The following is a 17,798-nucleotide window of genomic DNA, read 5'->3' on the forward strand; positions in this document are numbered from 1 at the left end:
TTAATTATTATTACCTACCAAAGATAATGATTGAAAACCTATTATCCAATAGTTGTGAAATAAAATTCCTTTCTTATTTTAGAAAGGAGTTTTATTAGCTTATTTATAAACCTCCGGAATCACCAAAAGTGAATGTCGCAGAAATCCCGGCTCTGATTGTTGACAGCGGGAAAGCTGTTGAGATTTTGTATTTTGAAGTCATTTGCTCGTAGAATAATCTCAGATTCAGATTTTCCGAAACATTGTAATCTGCGGAAAGCTTGATATTCATTAATTTTTGTCCACCCGTAATTTGAGAATCATTCAATAAGATATTCATAATACTTGTCTGGCTGTCTCGCAGAGAAATATCACCACGGATATTTAGGTCTGAACCTTTCGCTCTTGCTCCTCTCTGATTATTGGTTCCCAAACGGAAGTTTCTTATAATATATCCTAATCTTACCACATATTCTGTATAGGCATCTTCGGTAAGAGAATGATTGACCAAACCAAGAATCATACTTCTTGTTTTGTTGTACTGCACCCCAAACTGCATATTGTTTCTCATCGTAACATCAACCCCGATAAGTGGTGAGAAAGATTCTGTATAACTTACCTGAGAGAATGTATAAGGATTTATATAATTATCATTCACGTCTCTTAAAGAACTCGATGTGTCATTTCGGCTGTTGAAATAATCAATATTCGATTGCACGCCAGTTGCTGTATACGTTGCGGTATAACTATGAAGAATATCAAATTTGGTAAACTGTCCGTTAATAATCGGGATATTTCTAAGACCTGAATAGATAATTCTCCAGTTCGGAATCGGAAGTCCTGCTTTTTTTGCATTTCCTAAGCGCTCAGGATTTTTACCTTCCATTGCAGCACGGAATGCCGGAATTAAAACATACGCATTAGAAATACCATATCCTTCTGTATATCCATCAGGATTTAAAACTCCGCCCATTTGTTGTGAAATCAACTGAGCATTGGCTCTGATAGCATCATAAATCACGGTACTTTCTTTAAATGATGAATTTAAAAGAACCACCGTATTGGAATACGACACCATATCACTTGCAAATGTTAGGTTTGGATTCGCATTTCCAAAATCATCTACATAATTGAATCCTGTATGTGAGAAATTTCTATTATAGGTCTGTAAAACATTAAAACTTATATTAAAATCATTCACCGGGGAGACTTGCAAATCTGCCCTAAATTCTCGTGTGGACATCTTCATATAAGGATCGATCATATATGGTGAATCACTTACCCAGCCTCTTTCCATAGACAATCGTCTGATGTCTGCCTGCGAACCAAAAAGGAAACCTATAGATGGACCTCCCAATGTCTGGCCATAACCATATCCGTTTGGAGCCGATAGTAAACCAGGAAGTACACTTCCGTTATTTTCGGTGTACGTTACATTCAATTGCTTCATAGAAGTAAGTACAAATGCCGCACTCTGTAAAATAGAAAGCTTGTTTTTAAACTTATATTTTTTGTACGTATATCTGTTTTTCTCCCAAGCCTGATTCACTGCATTATTTAATGAATCCTGTTCCTGTTTACGCTTTTGCAGTGTTGTAGAAATCTTTTTAAAGTAATTGAACTGCCCAAAGAATTTCGGAAGATCTGCAGTAGCGTTTGCCGAAATAATATTGGTATTCTGACCAATTGATCCTAAACTTCCTTCAGGACTTGCAAGAAGCGCCGTAGATCTTGCGTTCCAGTTATACGTAAATCCGTAACCCAATTCGGCATCAATGAAATCGAGATATGGAAGATATTGGAACGGTAATTTATAATTTAACTGAACTCTGTGATTGTATAAAACTGGTCTTCCTGATCGGAAAATATTTCCAAAGATCGAAGAAGTATCCATTGTATTCACATCTACCTGGTCATTCAATGTTCTCGTTGCTGAATTGATTTCCAGTTTCAAAGATTTAGTAAAATTAAATCCTAAACCATATTGCCAACCGAAGTAGAAGTTTCTATTCTTCAAAGCAGCAAAATCATCATTAAGATTTCCGCTAAGAATGGCATCAATATTTCTAAATTCAAGCTCGTTATAATTCCTGTCGAGCTCAGTTCTGAAAGATAATCTCGTAGGAACCGGATTGAAATTAAACTCTTTTACCCATCTCAGATATTTTGTAGATTTTGCCGTATCGCTGATCATTTTATTGAATGGCTTTATTACCCACGGTTTGAATGTGTAGTTGTAATCTAAATATCCTCTGAAATACTGTCTGTAGTTTTTCTTGGTATAGATATCACGGTAATGATCGTCATTATAAACTGCCGTCAATGAAAGGTTTTCTACATCATAAAATTTAGGTTTACTGTCAGGTTTTACCCTTTCTTTATGCATGTTTACCACACCAATACTTCTCTGCTGAGTATACGTTCTGGCGACTTTTTTGAGCTCTTCCTTATTTGCAGCTTTGCTAAATTCAACATCGGTATCTAAAGGATTGTACTTCGGATCTTCGATGGTTTGAGAATAAGAATAGTTCACCGGAATTTTCATTCCTGTTTTTTCAGGTAAGAATTTATCTACGTTTACTGCCGTATTGATACTGAACGCAGATTGAGTAGCCTGACTTCTTTCAGCCGGTTTAGAATCTATGTTTCCGAAACCTACAGATGAATAAGAAGCACTTGTATTAATCGTTGCAAAATCTCCCAAGTTAAAATTCAAGCTTGCATTTCCTGCATAACCGCCATCATTTTCGATTTCAGAAAGACGAATTTCGTTTACCCAAAGAATTCTCGTAATTGAAGGATTTCCTCTAGTTTGAGCATTTCTAACTCCAATCATTATTGTTGTGATATTTCCTAAACTAGGGCGACCTTTAATATAGATTTTTTTGGATGTATCTCCTCCTCCAAATTCTAAATCTTCATACCTTTTAATAATTTGATTAGGTGATTTTTTATCTCTTCTTATTTTAGCATCTACAAAATTTTGAATTTCTAAATCAACATCATTTTCAAATGGCCAAATGTCCATTGGTGTTGTTGAGCTTTTCGGAGTAATTTTTAGAGAAGATTCGTATTCATAATAGTTATCTGTAGCATCACTTCCGAAACGAATAAAAAACTTAGTTTTATCATCAATTTGTCCTTCAGATGCGCGGCTTACAGGATCTTGAGCATGTACAAAAAGTTTTAATTTTTTGTATCTTCTCATGTCAATACTTGTATTTTTAAAAACCCCTCTACCTTCATTAGCAACTAAATTAGTTGCCTTTAAGTACAATGATGATTCGTTTTGTCTTTGTGCTCCCGCATTTCCACTTAGTACTTGTCTGTCTATTCCCGGAGGAAGTACATATGGAGGTTGGTTTAAAGCATTTTCTTCAATATTTACACTTCCTACCTCAAAATTGTCAAGAGTAGTCTCCTCTACTGTTCCTTCATCTAATGCTGGATCTGGAGTACTAGGATCACCTGGTTCTGGAGCCGTATTAAAATACTTTGCAATATTTTTAGTATATTTTCTCCAGTCTGATCTAATCAAATCCATTGTACCAAATCTCAAAGTTGAAGTCTGATCAAATCCTGTTAATAATAATCTTGCGAATCTTACATTATTAAGAACCGAAGCATTTTTCTCACCACCAACTCCTGGTTCATTGAATTTTGAAACCGGGATTCTAAAAAGGTACCATTTTACATCATCAGTAGATCCATTTTGAAAAGTAGCCGTTACTGTTTTCTGATCAATAATATAGTTATCTGTTCCTAATCCTAAACTTGCCTGATCTAATTTGATCGCATATTCATTATAGTTTTCAGTTTGATCCAGATTATAATCTTTATTGATATCTTCTGCATCCGGAGTCTGTGAAGAAACTTCTAGTGAACCGCTTCTTGAATTTCCTTCCGGACCTCTAAAATATTTGTATCGTTGTACAATAGATGCAGCCTGATTTCCTGTAAATTTATCCGACAAATAGAATACAAAATCATCAACTGCAGGGTCTGAAAGATTGGTTACCGGATTTACAAAAGTATTTCCAAACCTCATCGATTCCTGATCTGAGCTTAATCCGTCATATCCTAAATCCTGTGCTGTTCTGTCTGCCCCTTCAGTTGAAAACGCATATAAAATCGGCGGTTGTTTTGGCTGTACTCCCCAATTGGAAGCGGTCGTACTTGAAGGACTTCCTCCGGTAGGTAAACCGTTTTCATACTGCATTAAACCGTCTTTAAGCACATCTTCAGAGACATTTCCTAATTGTAGTAAAAGTTTAGGATTTGCACCTAAAGTATTTCCGTCCGCATAAGGATCCATCATCCAGAATTCTACATATTCAATATTTGAATTTACAAAATTGGTAACACTTATAGGACGCATAATTCCCGCCCATCTTTGTGCCGTTGTTTCCGTTGCCGGATTGGCATTATAAGGCCCTTTTTCCTGAGGGAAATAAGAAATATCAAAAGTATTGGTAAACGTTTGCTCGCCTGCTACAAAATCTCTGTTGTTGAAAATTTCTGAAAACTGTACCCTTCTTGATGCGTGATTGGAAACAGAAGCTGCAGTAATTCCCTGCGGAGCTTTACCTCCAACGCCCCAAAATCTCGGATCGATATTATACCACGACAACAAACCTCTTCCGTAACCGTTTGTCAAATCATCATTAGAGCCTGCTCCTGTAAAAAGTGGATTTCCCTGACTTTTTTCAGGTTTGGAAGCCAAACTCCAGGCGGTAGGTTCTTTTAATGATATTTTTGAAGTAGTCTGCTCAAAATCGTCGATGTATGACTGATCGTTTGTTCCTTTATTGATTCCCGGAATTAAATAGGCGCCTTCCATTTTAAAGTTTAAGTTGGAAGGAGCTTCAGTGTTGATTCCCGGAATTTTATCGGTGAGTCTAGTCAGGAATGGTAACTGATTGTTGTACATCATATTCACTCCCGCCATTGTATTGTTTACGGCTTCCTGACCGTAATTCACTTTTTGGGTAAGCGGAGACTCGGAATAATTAACAACTGTTCCACCGAAAATAAAGTTTTCGCTGACTCTTCTTTCTAAATTTAAACCTAAAAATCTTTTTCTCTGAGTGTTAAAGGTCAATTGATTTTCTAACGAAATATTGATTGCCTGACCAGATTGTTTTACCGTTTCATTGATGATGGTAACACTTCCAAGCATATAATCTACCGTATAATCAATACCTTCTGTAAGCTGTACTCCGTTTGCAGAAACTTTTACAGAACCTTGAGGTACGTTGACGGCACCCAAAGAAATCCCCTGTCCCTGAGCTCCTTTGTAACGGCCTTCCATCGTATAACGCTGGGCAAGATTACTCTGGCTGGCTTGTAATTTCTGTTGTGTATAAAGATCTGAAAATACATATTGAGGATCATTACTGCCCAAAACCTGAGACATATAACTTCCGAAAGGCTGTACTTTGGTAAACATAATCCGGCCGAGATCTTTTCGGATCGTAATTCCTTCTACGAAGTCAAACACCCCGTCACCTAAAACACCATTATTGGCCTGTAAGTCACCATTCACGTTAAGTCTATCCCAGTTTAAGAGTTTAAGCAAATTGGTGCCTTCAACGGTCGTTCCGGGCAAGTAATTTACTTTACCACCTGTCTTAGCGTCACGATAATAAACATTTAAAATAAAACCATCTCTGTCTACCTGAGCTGCATCTAAAGAATAGAAGTTCTTCATCATTAGATTCCACATCGGTGAATCAACTCTTGTATTGCTATTTGATCTTAATAATTTAGTGACCAATACCGGGCTTTCTTCAGAAAACTCTCCTACTTTATAAACTTGATTAGTTCCGTTTACTGTATATGAATATGAAACCGCCAAAAGCTGATTGTCATTGAGTTTTTGATTTAAAGAGATATATCCTAATTGCGGATGAAAGGTATATTCATTCGCATCCATTCTTCTTGCTTTGGTACTCAAAACAAAGTGCTCCCCATTTTCATAAGGTTGTGCACTTCCTGCAAACGTCTGTCCCTGGAAATTGGTCAGATAATTTTTTCCTTGTTCTCTAGGTTTACCAATTGCGTTATTAACCTGATTATATAATCCGTTTTGAGAGTTATCCGGCGACCCTGAAGCTCCGTCTCCTAAATCTCTGATTCCGATAATACTTTTCTGATAGGCTAAATTTGAATTTCCCTGATCTAAAACCCATACTTCCATTCTTGAAATACTGATTCTGGAGTTGATCTGTGGATAATTAAGCAAAGCATTATCATAATTATTTAAGAAATACTGTCCGATAAAATAATGCTGATTTTCTTCATAATCTAACGCATTTATCTTGAAGTTGCTCATTGTTCCACCACCTTGTACGACTATATTTCGTGCTTCACCCTGTTGTTGCGAAAGCACCACCGTTCCGAAAGTTTTACCCAACTGAAACTCGGTTTTCACCCCGAACAAAGATTCTGAACCACGAATTAAACTCGTAGAAAGCGGCATATTTACATTACCAAACTCAACTCTTTTGATGATCTTATCTTCACCACCCGAATTCGGCTTGTTGACATCATTTAAGCCTTTAGTCTGAAGATCTCTCCAGGTTCCTTTTGATTGCCAGACCAAATTCATTCTGTTTTCAAAGGCAAAACCACTTTGAGTATCGTAATTTGCTTTAAGCTGTAAGTTTTCACCTACTTTTCCGATTAATCCCAACTGAATTCTTTGATCAATATCAAAGGTAAAACTCGTTCTGTTTTGTGGTAAAATTAATGGATTATCTATTTTTTGATATAAACCTCCAAAGTCAAATGAAGCATAACCCGAAGGAATAATTTCAATTTTATTACTTCCAAAAATAGATTCAAAAAGTCGGTTATTGATCGTTAAAGAAGGAATCAAACCTTTCTTTGCCGCATCTGTTTTATCTCTTCTGAACATTAGATTATAACGGTCAGATTTATCTCTATAAAAAGCCTTGGACTGCTCTGCAAGCATAAACTCTTTATAATCTTCCGGCGACATGGCAACAGGTGGTCCGGTAATTGTATTACCAATCTTAGGATACACGTAGTACATTCCGATTTTTACATCGTAATATGCTTCGTAGTAAGTAGGGTCGGTAACTTCGTAATCCTTTTTTATAGAAACACCCTGCTGCGGTTGATCCTGCCCATAAATATGTATAGAGGAGAATAAAAACGACAAGAGTATATAGATGCTGAGAAACTTATTATTTTTCACCAAATGTTAAATGTTTTTTAAAATTTGTTTTACCAATTCTTCTACAGTAATTTCGGGAATTTGCTTCAAAATACGATCTGCAATTTTCTCACTTGTTCTCTTAGGAATCCCTAAAACTTCTAATGCAGATAACGATTCTTCCTTCACTTTATTATTCTCAAACGAAGAAATATTTCCTTCGGCATCCCCAAATTTCTGAACTTTGTCTTTTAAATCAACAATAATTCTTTCGGCAGTTTTTGTACCGATTCCTTTTGCTTTTTGAATTAGTGCGCCGTTCCCTGAAAGTATTGCCGATGCAATTTCCTCAAGGGTTAAAGTTGATAATAAAATAAGCGCCGAAACAGCACCTACTCCATTTACACTAATTAAGAGATTAAACATTTCTTTCTCCAAGCGGGTATGAAACCCAAAAAGCAAATGTGCGTCTTCACGGATGATCTGCTGAATGAATAAAAATGTTTCTTTATTTAAAACCAGTTTTTGAGAAGTCATGAGGCTGATCCCGGTATAATATCCCACACCATTTACATTGATTACTGCGTAAGTGGGGGTAAGCTCCTGAACGATGCCCTGTAAAGAAAATATCATTATTAAATTTTATAACTTCCAAATATAGTAATTTAAACTAAGTAATAAATTCATTTAACATAAGAATGATATTTAACTTTTTTTGTATTAACAAAGACAAGAATTTAGCATAAAAATAAAAAACTCCAAAATTGATTTGGAGTTTTTTATATTTGATAAAAGTGAGTAATTATTTTTTCACCTCTCTTCTTTGTGCATCTAAAACTGCTACCGTTGCCAGATTAACGATTTCGTCTACGCTTGAGCGCATCTGTAAAACGTGAACAGGCTGTTTCAGTCCCATCAAAATAGGTCCTATTACTTGCGCAACCTTCATTCCTCTGATGATTTTATACGACAAGTTTGCAGATTCAAGATTCGGGAAGATGAATGTGTTTGCCGGAGTTGTTCCTAATTTTGAGAACGGATAATCGCTCAAATGATCTGCATTCATCGCAAAATCAGGCTGAATTTCTCCATCCACAATCATTTTCGGGAACTTCTCGTGAAGAATGCTTACCGCTTTTGCTACTTTTTTGGAAGTATCTGAGATTGCTGCAAAGTTTTCGAAACCAAGCATTGCAATTCTCGGTTCGATAGCAAATGATTTCACGGTGTGCTCTGCCATTTTAGCAATATTAACCAAGTCTTCAGCTGTAGGATTTTGGTTGATAGACGTATCTGCGAAGAAAATAGGTTTCTTTTCAGACAAAATCATCATCATTGCCGCAACTTTATCAACGCCTTTATCTTTTTCGATAACTTCTAAAACAGGACGCAAAACTGAAGTATAGTTTTTAGAAAAACCAATAATCAAACCGTCGGTATCACCATGTCTCAACATCAGCGGTCCGAAATAATCTCTCTGGCGAACATATCTTTTTGCCTTGTACTCGTTCATCCCTTTTCTCTGACGAAGTTTCCAAAGTGTTTCTCTGTATTTTTTTCTGTTTGCTTTTTGGTCATCATCGCTAGGATCTATAATCGGCACATCAATGTCGATTCCGAAGCGTTCCATCTGTTCTTTGATGTATTTTTTATCTCCTAAAAGGCTCGGATAAGCAATTCCTTCTTCATATAAAATCTGCGCAGCTTTCAGAACATTATATTCTTCAGCATTTCCTAAAGTAATTCTTTTCGGGTTTGCTTTTGCACGGTTTTGCATCATTCTTACCAACTTTTCATCTCTTCCCATTCTGTCTAGAAGCTGATTTTCGTATTCGTCGAAATCTGCGATTGTTTTTCTTGCAATACCACTTTCAATAGCTGCTTTCGCTACCGCACTTGATACTTTTGTAATCAATCTGTTATCAAATGGCTTCGGAATAAAATATTCTCTGCCAAACTGTAAATTCTGAACATTATATGCTAAAATTACCGCTTCAGGAACCGGTTCTTTAGCCAAATTAGCAATTGCATGTACAGCAGCCAATTTCATTTCTTCATTAATTCCTTTTGCCTGCACATCCAGTGCGCCACGGAAAATATATGGGAAACCAAGAACATTGTTTACCTGATTAGGATAATCACTTCTTCCCGTCGCCATGATCACATCTTTACGCGTCGCAATTGCCAAATCATAAGCAATCTCCGGATCCGGATTTGCCAATGCAAAAACGATTGGGTTTTCGCTCATGCTGCTTAGCATTTCAGGAGTCATCACATTACCTTTTGACAAACCGATGAAAACGTCTGAGCCTTTTACAGCATCTTCTAAAGTTTCAATATCAGTCTGAGCAATAAAATCTAATTTTTCCGGAGTAAGGTTTTCTCTTTTATGATTGATAACGCCTTTACTGTCGCACATCAATACATTTTCTCTTTTTAAACCAAGAGAAATATACAGATTGGTACATGCAATAGCTGCTGCTCCTGCTCCGTTTACCACCATTTTCACTTCTTCAATTTTTTTATTGGCAATCTGAAGAGAGTTGATCAATGCTGCAGCAGAAATAATTGCTGTTCCGTGCTGATCATCGTGCATCAACGGGATATCTAATTCTTCTTTTAGTTTCTGCTCAATATAAAAAGCTTCGGGAGCTTTGATATCTTCAAGGTTGATGCCTCCGAAAGTCGGAGCAATACCTTTCACGATTTGAATAAATTTATCAGGATCTTTTTCGTCAATTTCGATATCAAAAACATTGATGTCTGCAAAAATTTTAAATAGAAGACCTTTTCCCTCCATTACAGGCTTTGAAGCTTCAGCTCCGATGTCTCCCAAACCAAGCACTGCCGTACCATTGGAGATCACAGCAACCAGATTTCCTTTTCCTGTATAATCATACACTGTTTCAGGATTGTGATGGATTTCCATACAAGGAACCGCAACTCCGGGAGAATATGCCAAAGACAAATCTCTCTGTGAAGAGTGTGGTTTTGAAGGAATCACCTCAATTTTTCCTTTGGGTTCTGCTTTATGATAATCTAACGCTGCCTGACTAAAGTTTTTTTCGTCGCGGTGAGTTTTACTTGACATATAATTTTCTGTTTTTATTTAAAATTTATCAAATTAGAAGTTTTTCTTTTGTCTTAAAACAAAAGAACCAAAAATTCAAGACTGGATTTCTCCGCTAAAATTTTAAAAAACTTCTTAAAAATCTCCAAACGTGGGCGGAAACAATATTTCAGATGTTAGTCCTATTTTCTGCCGCCACTCAAACAATGGAAATTTCTTTACGGAATCTTTTAGAATTTCTTTACGCTGCGAACTCCTAAGTCGTTTAGAAAAGTTTGATTACTTAATTTGACATGTATTTATATATTATTTTTTTATTAAAACTTATTACTTATTATAAAATATATTTAATGTGGTAATCAACTAAGCTTTCGATGGGCTTTTGCACGATGTGCCCCACATTCAAATTGAGTTCTGACGCTGCAGAACGTAAAATATTTTCGTAATAATAAGCAATAGAACCGATAAAATTAATCTCGGCTTCTTTGGCTTCTTCGTAAGGAAGAACCTGATAATCGAAGAAGTTTTTCATCTCTTCCAAAACCATTTGCTGGAAATAGGGATGCTCTTTTCTTTCGACCACAAATTTATTAAAATTGGCAAGATACGCATTGGGTCTTGTCGTATGATACATGTTTTTTAACGCTTCATCGATCGTTAAGCCATATATTTCTTTAAACTCAAGGTGAAGATCCTGAGGAAGTTTCTGCATAAAAAATCTGCGCACCAACTGCTTTCCGATGGCACTTCCGCTTCCTTCGTCGCCCATAAGATAACCTAATGAAGGAAGTTTTATCTTTAAATTTTCTCCGTTAAAATAACATGAGTTCGAGCCCGTTCCTAAAATACAGACTATCGTTGGCTTCCCTCTGTACGCAGCATATGCAGCTGCCATAAGATCTTCTTTTACAGTAATCTTTGCGTTGATAAAAACTTTCCCCACTTCTTCCTCAATGGTTTGGCAGTTTTGTCTAACGCCGCATCCTGACCCATAGAAAAATATCTTGGTAATCGAATTTTTAACGGATACTAAGCTGTTGTTTTTTTCAATTTCGGGTACAATAAGCTCTTTGCTGATAAAATTGGGGTTGAAACCAATGGTTTCCGTTTTCAAAAAAACATTTTTGAATTCGTCTAATATTACCCAATCTGATTTTGTAGAACCACTATCAACAATAGCAACCATATTTCATATTTTAAGAGTGCTAAATTATGAATTTATCTTTTAAATAAGCGATTATTGACACGAGATATATGTCATTCCGATCCGGCAGATGCCTTATCTATTTTAGAGTATGCGTTAACTAGTTTAGAGATTGGCTTTTCTATTTGTCCACAGACGTGTTTTATTTTAAAAAAGGCTTATCGATTCCGGAGGATACTTTATATACTTTGGAGGATGCCTCATCTATTTTGAAGGATATCTTATCTATTCTGAAGGATGTCTTATTTATTTTAATTTGCTGTTGAGATCCTTTCAGGATGACAAACTGAAAAATATAAGTTTTGTGAATAAAACCTTATAGGTTTTTGGAAACCTATAAGGTTGAATGAATGATTTTTTTGAACCTTTAGTCCGGTTATGCTTTTTTAAATTTGATCTTAGAGATTGTTTTGTATTGTAACGAGTTTCCGTCGAGAATTGTAAACATATAATCTTTGGCTTTGTTGAAGGTGTCTACTAAATTGTCTTCTGAATTATAAACCGTATTATTTCTTACAGTACGGGCTGTATTTAAAGGAATGAAGGAATCTGCAACTTCTTGGGTTGCCTGTAACATCTGCACTTTTTCCTGCTGGAGTGTAGAAACCTGATATTCTATTTCGTTTGGCAAATAGTTTGGTGTATTCTGTAATAATGAAATAAGAACCTCGTAATTATTGGTACGCTGATCATAGCTCATTTGTGAAATCGAAATTTTAATATTTTCTTGCTGTGGACCTGTAACAGCCGAATTATTCTTTTTAATCCCTTTCAGCTTTCTTGCAATGGTCATAAAATCTTCCAGCTGAGCCATAGTAACTCCTTCTGTTGTCTTATACATTTTTCGAAGCTTTGTTATTTTTTTGCTTACGGGAGCAAAAAGCTTTTCGCGATGATCTACCGCAAGTGAATAGGGAGCTATTGAATTGTTTACGGTTTCCTGATGTGCAAAAGCAGTATTGTACATATTTTGAAGATTTGTCAGGAGCAGTTTTGGATTACTGGGATTGTATTTTGCACCAAGTTCTGCAATGTGTGTGCATAATAGATTGGCATTTGCAATGTTTTTTACATGCCCTGTTTCATTTTTTGACATAATTTGTGTTTTTTAATAAGATAAATTTAGAAAAAATTTCACTATAAAAACAAACCGCAGAAAATTTCTGCGGTTATATTTATTTAAGGGTGATGTTTTGTAATACAAATCTTTTTTTTTCAATCCTTTCATATCCGTCACCTATATTTCAAAAATGTAAAGCTTGAAGCATTTCGGATGCCAAAGCGGCATTTTGATCTATTTCATTTTTCTTTATAAAAAAATTTTAATCAGGAAATAAAAGAACAATCAACCGGATATCAGGGAGTAGACAATCGGGTTTATCATGAAAACTCTGAATTGTCACAAAAGCTTATATTGATCTACGAGCAACAAATCAAAGAATTAAAAGAAGAAGTGGAATATTTGAAGTATAAAGTAAAATAATTACTCAGAATACCAAATTATAAAAGAGGGCTAATTACTTTGTAGCTCTCTTTTATAATTTGTGAATAGACTTCTTCATTTTAGTTCTTCATGTCAGTATTTTTTTGGTTAAACTGTATCAACCAGTCTTCTATCTCTTCTTCAAGATAAGTCGCCTGCACTATCATGGCGTTTATAAAATCGTCGGGTACAGGATCGCCTTTTGAACTTTCTAGATTCCAAAGTTCATCAGACATATTTTCGTACTCTGAGTACACCCTTCTGAAACGGGTATTTTCTTTTTCTAAAACTTCAATATTTTTTTGCTGAAGCTGAAATTTTCTGTATTTGTTTTGAGATTTCATACAAATATTAGGATTAATTTTGGTTGGTAAACTTGTGCAGATACTTCTCATCATGCATTACAAGATAGAAAGACCATCAACAGAAAAAGTTGAAAATGAGTTTTTTATCAGGTACAGTTTCTTTCGTTCTGAAAATTAAAATTAGAAATTATTTTCACACGAAAAAAAAATTTAACAACTTTTTTCACTGTTTAACATATAGTTATAAATTTGCGTATTATTAAAATAGATGAGAGCATTACTACTACGCCACAAACAAGTATTATTATTTATCATTGCGGGCGGCCTCAGTGCGATTGTTGAAATCGGAAGTTTCAAACTATTCAGCACCTATCTTCCGCAGGCTATTTCTCAGGAGCAGAATTTCCACGGAATCCATTATCCTTTAAGTAATATTTTCTCGACAAGCTGCGGAATTTTATTTAATTATTTTCTGAGCATCTGGTTTGTTTTTGAACGCGGAAAGCATTCTAAGCGAAAAGAGTTTGCCTACTTTATGGTCGTTTCTTTTATTTCGACCATTTTAAGTTTAAGTTTCTTCCAGATCTTTTACAGTTTTATATTTAAGGATAATATTGATTTAATTTTTTATACCTTGAGTCCGGAAATGATCAGTAAAATTGCTGCGATTCTGCTGGTTTCCATTCTTAATTATTCTGTAAAGAAAAAAGTAATATTTAACGGCTGATTTGTGACTACAATTTTAAATTACCTCTGGAGATTCTGGCTGATTATATTGGCATTTGTTCTGACTATTATTCTGGGAATACCTGTCTATATTTTATCTTTAAAGAAAAGTACATTTAAGTACGCACACGGTTTTATAAGAATCTGGTGCTACGGAATGTTCTTCGGGATGGGTTTACGATACGAGCTCATTAATCTGACCGATAAAAAAATCGACAAAAACAAACAGTACGTTATTATCTCAAACCACACTTCAATTATGGATATTATGCTTCCCTGCATTTTATTCCCAAATCATCAGCTTTGTTATGTTGGAAAAAAAGAATTGGTGAAAATTCCGATTTTTGGAACTATTTATAAAAGAATATGTGTAATGGTTGATCGAAGCAGTGCAAGAAGTCGTGCTGATGTTTATAGAAGATGTGCCGAAAAAATGGAAGAAGGCAACAGCATTGTTCTTTTTCCTGAAGGCGGAGTTCCGGATGATACTTCTATTGTTCTTGATGAATTTAAAGATGGAGCTTTCACGCTTTCTTCTAAACACCACTCTCCTATTGCCGTTTTTACTTTTATCGGCTTGAAAGAAATGTTTCCGTTTGATAATTCTAAAGGCTATCCAGGGAAAGTAAAAGTATTTTTCAATGATATTCTGGAACCGACCTCATCACCAAAAGAGCTCAAATTGTCAGCTTTTGAGACGATAAAAAAAACTTTGACAGAACATAGTTAATCAAAGAAATAATATATATTTGTTATCAAGAATTTTTTTTTAACAAATATGTCAAAAACAACTACTCAACCAACAAATTACCCTGCACTGTATACACTGATCTTAGTGTTTTTCTTTTGGGGGTTTATTGCAGCGGGAAACAGTATCTTTATTCCGTTCTGTAAAAACTATTTTTCACTTGACCAGTTTCAGTCACAGCTTATCGATTTTGCTTTTTATACAGCCTATTTTTTGGGTGCCTTGTTACTTTTCATATTCAGTACTATCAAAGGCATTGATATTATCGGAAAATGGGGCTACAAAAAAAGTATCGTTTACGGGCTTTTGCTCTCTGCAATAGGTGCAGCGATTATGATCATTGCAGTGAAAGCAAATGTGTATTACGGAATGCTGATCGGATTATTTGTTGTAGCACTGGGTTTTTCCATTCAGCAGACTGCCGCAAATCCGTTTGCCGTTTTGTTGGGAGATCCTAAAACCGGAACCAGCCGCCAGAATCTTGCAGGAGGTGTTAACTCTTTTGGTACATCAATCGGCCCCATCATCGTTGGTTTGGCTCTTTTCGGAACCACCGCAACTGTAGATGATGATCAGATTAAACATTTAGCTTTAGACAAAGTAATTTTACTGTACACCGCTGTTGGAGCATTGTTTTTAATTGCCGCAGGAATTTTTCATTTTTCTAAAAAATTACCCGCAGGAATTTCTACAGAACCAATGGAAAAAGCAGGAAAAGCAAGAAAGAATTTGATTGCAATGACTGTATTGGTCATCCTTTGTTTCATCCCAGTATTTGCAAGTTATAATTCTGATGCCGCTAAAAAAATTGAGGTTTTCAACAATGAAATAACTGTTTTAGAAAACAGCAAAAAGACTGAAACTAATGTTGCGACAATAGACAATATTCAAAAAAATATTGATACTAAAAAAGCTGAATTACAAGAAGTAAAACATCCTCTAGAAAAAACAAGAATGTATTATTTGGGTGGAGCTTTGCTAGCCGTAGTTTTATGTCTTGTGTATGCAAATACAAGCTCTAAGAAAAATCCTGAAGGATGGGGAGCAATGAAATATCCGCAACTTGTGCTGGGAATGCTTGCCATTCTTGCTTATGTAGGAGTGGAAGTTGCCATCGGAAGTAATTTGGGGGAGCTTTTAAGCCTGCCTGAATTTGGAGGACACCAGTCTTCAGATTTAGCGCCTTATATTTCGATGTATTGGGGAAGTTTAATGATTGGAAGATGGACCGGTGCTATTACCGTTTTCAATCTTAGCAAACAGCAGCAGATGATTGCGACTATTGTAGTTCCGTTTATTGCTTTTCTGGTTATTATAGGAATTAATGTTATTGCACAAAAAGACATGTCTAATCTTTATTTTTATGCAATCTGTATCGTTATTCAGGTGATTTTATTCCTTGTGAGTAAAAACAAACCAGCTTTAACGCTTATTATCTTTGGTATTTTTGGTGTTACAGCGATGATTGTAGGTTTAATGACCACCGGAAATTTTGCTATTTACGCATTCTTATCAGGCGGTCTTGCCTGCAGCATTATGTGGCCGTCAATTTTTACTTTGGCTATTACAGGATTAGGCAAATATACCGCTCAAGGATCTGCATTTTTGGTAATGATGATTTTGGGAGGCGGAATTATCCCTCCGTTACAAGGAAAGCTTTCTGATATTATCGGAATTCACAGCTCTTATATTATCCCGGTACTTTGCTTTGCTTATATTACGGTATTTGCATATCTTGCAAAGAAGACATTGAGCAAACAAGGAATTGATGTTGACGTTTTAGAATCTGAAGGTGCACATTAATACTACAAAAACATATAAAAAAAAGAGATTTTGGGCGGGTATTTTACTTGCCCAATTTCTTTTGTTCTATACTTTTTCAAAGCTACAGATTGTCGTTTCTTTTTTTGAAAAAATATTTGAATTTCAGAAAAGAATCCATCAGATATTTTTCGCCTGGATTCCTTTTTCATTTGGAGATTTACTCTATATTTTATTGGGAATTTTATTGATTTATTTAATCATCAAACTCTTTAAAAAGAAGACGAGAAGCAGTGCTTTATTTAATATATTGATCATTCTGAATATTGTTTATTTCACTTATCAAGTATTTTGGGGAATGCTTTATTTTCAGACACCCATCATTGCAAAACTTCCCAAAACTGAAATTACACTGGAAGTAAGAAAAGCATTGGCTTTAGAATATCTCGAAAAATCGAAAGCAACCAGAAAGCTCGTTAAAGAAGATAAGAATGGTGTTTTTGTTATTAAAGATCTAAATTCAATTCAACAGGAAATTTTAAACCAGCAAAAAACGCTTCCCAATTTTATAAGTCAAAAAGAAAGCACTACAACCAATTCATTTAAGCCCAGTTTATTTGGAAAGACAATGAGCTTTACCGGGATTCTAGGATATTACAATCCTTTTACCGCAGAAGCCCAATTCAACGCTGAATTACCCTCTTCTTACCTTCCGTTTACTCTTTCTCATGAAAGCTCTCATCAGCTTGGATTTGCAAGAGAACAGGAAGCTAATTTTATTGGATATTTGATTGGTGTACATTCAAAAAATCCCGAACTTAGGTACAGTACAGAATATTTTACTTTAAAGAGTTTGTTGAATTCTATTGTGGAAGAAGATGAAATGTTTGTAAAAACAGCGTTAGGAAATTACTCCGAGGAAATGAAACGAGACCGGTTGAATGAAAGGAAATTTATAGCAGAACATCAGGGATACCTTAATGACTTTTTTGGTTTTACTAATAACCTTTTTCTTAAAAGCAATCAGCAGGAAGGTGCAATTACATATTCGTATTTCATCGATCTTTTGGTGCGTTACAAAAGCATGAATATTAAATAAAAAAAGAATCGTATCAGGCGATACGATTCTAAAAACACAAATGATGAAAAAAAATTTATTACCTTGACTTGTTCCCTCATTCAAGGCACTGTAAAAGTACGATTTTTTTTTAAAATTCAAAATTACATACAACTTTTTATGCAAGTTTTATGAAAATTTTATGATTTAAAACTTCTGCGATTTCCGATCATCCCCACATAGAGATATATACTCTTTCACAAAAATTGACTAACAAGGCATTGG

At 35.3% G+C, this 17,798-nt stretch carries 10 protein-coding genes; 4 read left to right on the forward strand and 6 right to left on the reverse strand.

Annotation, left to right across the window (positions count from 1 at the left end):
* Nucleotides 1–103 precede the first annotated feature (103 nt).
* The 6 genes from sov to EG358_RS18135 form a co-directional block, all read right to left on the reverse strand.
* Entirely contained in the window at nucleotides 104–7,201 is a 7,098-nt protein-coding gene (gene sov / locus EG358_RS18110; protein WP_076560026.1) for a T9SS outer membrane translocon Sov/SprA, read from the reverse strand.
* 6 nt (nucleotides 7,202–7,207) lie between these two features.
* Complete coding sequence (gene ruvA, locus EG358_RS18115; protein ID WP_076560028.1) at nucleotides 7,208–7,792, reverse strand: Holliday junction branch migration protein RuvA; 585 nt, start codon at nucleotides 7,790–7,792, stop codon at nucleotides 7,208–7,210.
* 169 nt (nucleotides 7,793–7,961) lie between these two features.
* Nucleotides 7,962–10,250 (reverse strand): NADP-dependent malic enzyme, encoded by a 2,289-nt coding sequence (locus EG358_RS18120; protein WP_076560030.1) that lies wholly within the window; start codon nucleotides 10,248–10,250, stop codon nucleotides 7,962–7,964.
* A 313-nt stretch (nucleotides 10,251–10,563) separates the two neighbouring features.
* On the reverse strand, nucleotides 10,564–11,415 hold the full coding sequence (locus EG358_RS18125; RefSeq protein ID WP_076560032.1) for a BadF/BadG/BcrA/BcrD ATPase family protein: 852 nt from the start codon (nucleotides 11,413–11,415) through the stop codon (nucleotides 10,564–10,566).
* 394 nt (nucleotides 11,416–11,809) lie between these two features.
* Nucleotides 11,810–12,529, reverse strand: coding sequence for a hypothetical protein (locus EG358_RS18130; protein ID WP_076560033.1), 720 nt, complete (start codon nucleotides 12,527–12,529; stop codon nucleotides 11,810–11,812).
* A gap of 467 nt (nucleotides 12,530–12,996) precedes the next feature.
* Nucleotides 12,997–13,260 carry a hypothetical protein gene (locus tag EG358_RS18135; protein ID WP_076560035.1) on the reverse strand — a complete coding sequence of 88 codons (264 nt, stop codon included), beginning with the start codon at nucleotides 13,258–13,260 and terminating at the stop codon, nucleotides 12,997–12,999.
* A 229-nt stretch (nucleotides 13,261–13,489) separates the two neighbouring features.
* On the opposite strand from EG358_RS18135, the gene EG358_RS18140 reads away from it, so the two are divergent.
* From EG358_RS18140 to EG358_RS18155, 4 genes are read left to right on the forward strand one after another with little or no spacing between them, the layout of a single operon-like run.
* Nucleotides 13,490–13,948 (forward strand): GtrA family protein, encoded by a 459-nt coding sequence (locus EG358_RS18140; RefSeq protein WP_076560037.1) that lies wholly within the window; start codon nucleotides 13,490–13,492, stop codon nucleotides 13,946–13,948.
* Nucleotides 13,949–13,951: 3 nt separating this feature from the next.
* A complete protein-coding gene (locus tag EG358_RS18145) occupies nucleotides 13,952–14,677 on the forward strand; it encodes a lysophospholipid acyltransferase family protein (RefSeq protein WP_083677021.1) in 726 nt (241 codons plus the stop codon).
* Nucleotides 14,678–14,725: 48 nt separating this feature from the next.
* Nucleotides 14,726–16,498 carry an MFS transporter gene (locus EG358_RS18150; protein WP_076560039.1) on the forward strand — a complete coding sequence of 591 codons (1,773 nt, stop codon included), beginning with the start codon at nucleotides 14,726–14,728 and terminating at the stop codon, nucleotides 16,496–16,498.
* Nucleotides 16,488–17,555 (forward strand): DUF3810 domain-containing protein, encoded by a 1,068-nt coding sequence (locus EG358_RS18155; RefSeq protein ID WP_228421333.1) that lies wholly within the window; start codon nucleotides 16,488–16,490, stop codon nucleotides 17,553–17,555. The genes EG358_RS18150 and EG358_RS18155 overlap by 11 nt, the downstream gene beginning before the upstream one ends.
* The last annotated feature ends 243 nt before the right edge of the window (nucleotides 17,556–17,798 follow it).

The sequence above is a fragment of the Chryseobacterium indoltheticum genome (assembly GCF_003815915.1).
Classification (GTDB): Bacteria; Bacteroidota; Bacteroidia; order Flavobacteriales; family Weeksellaceae; genus Chryseobacterium; species Chryseobacterium indoltheticum.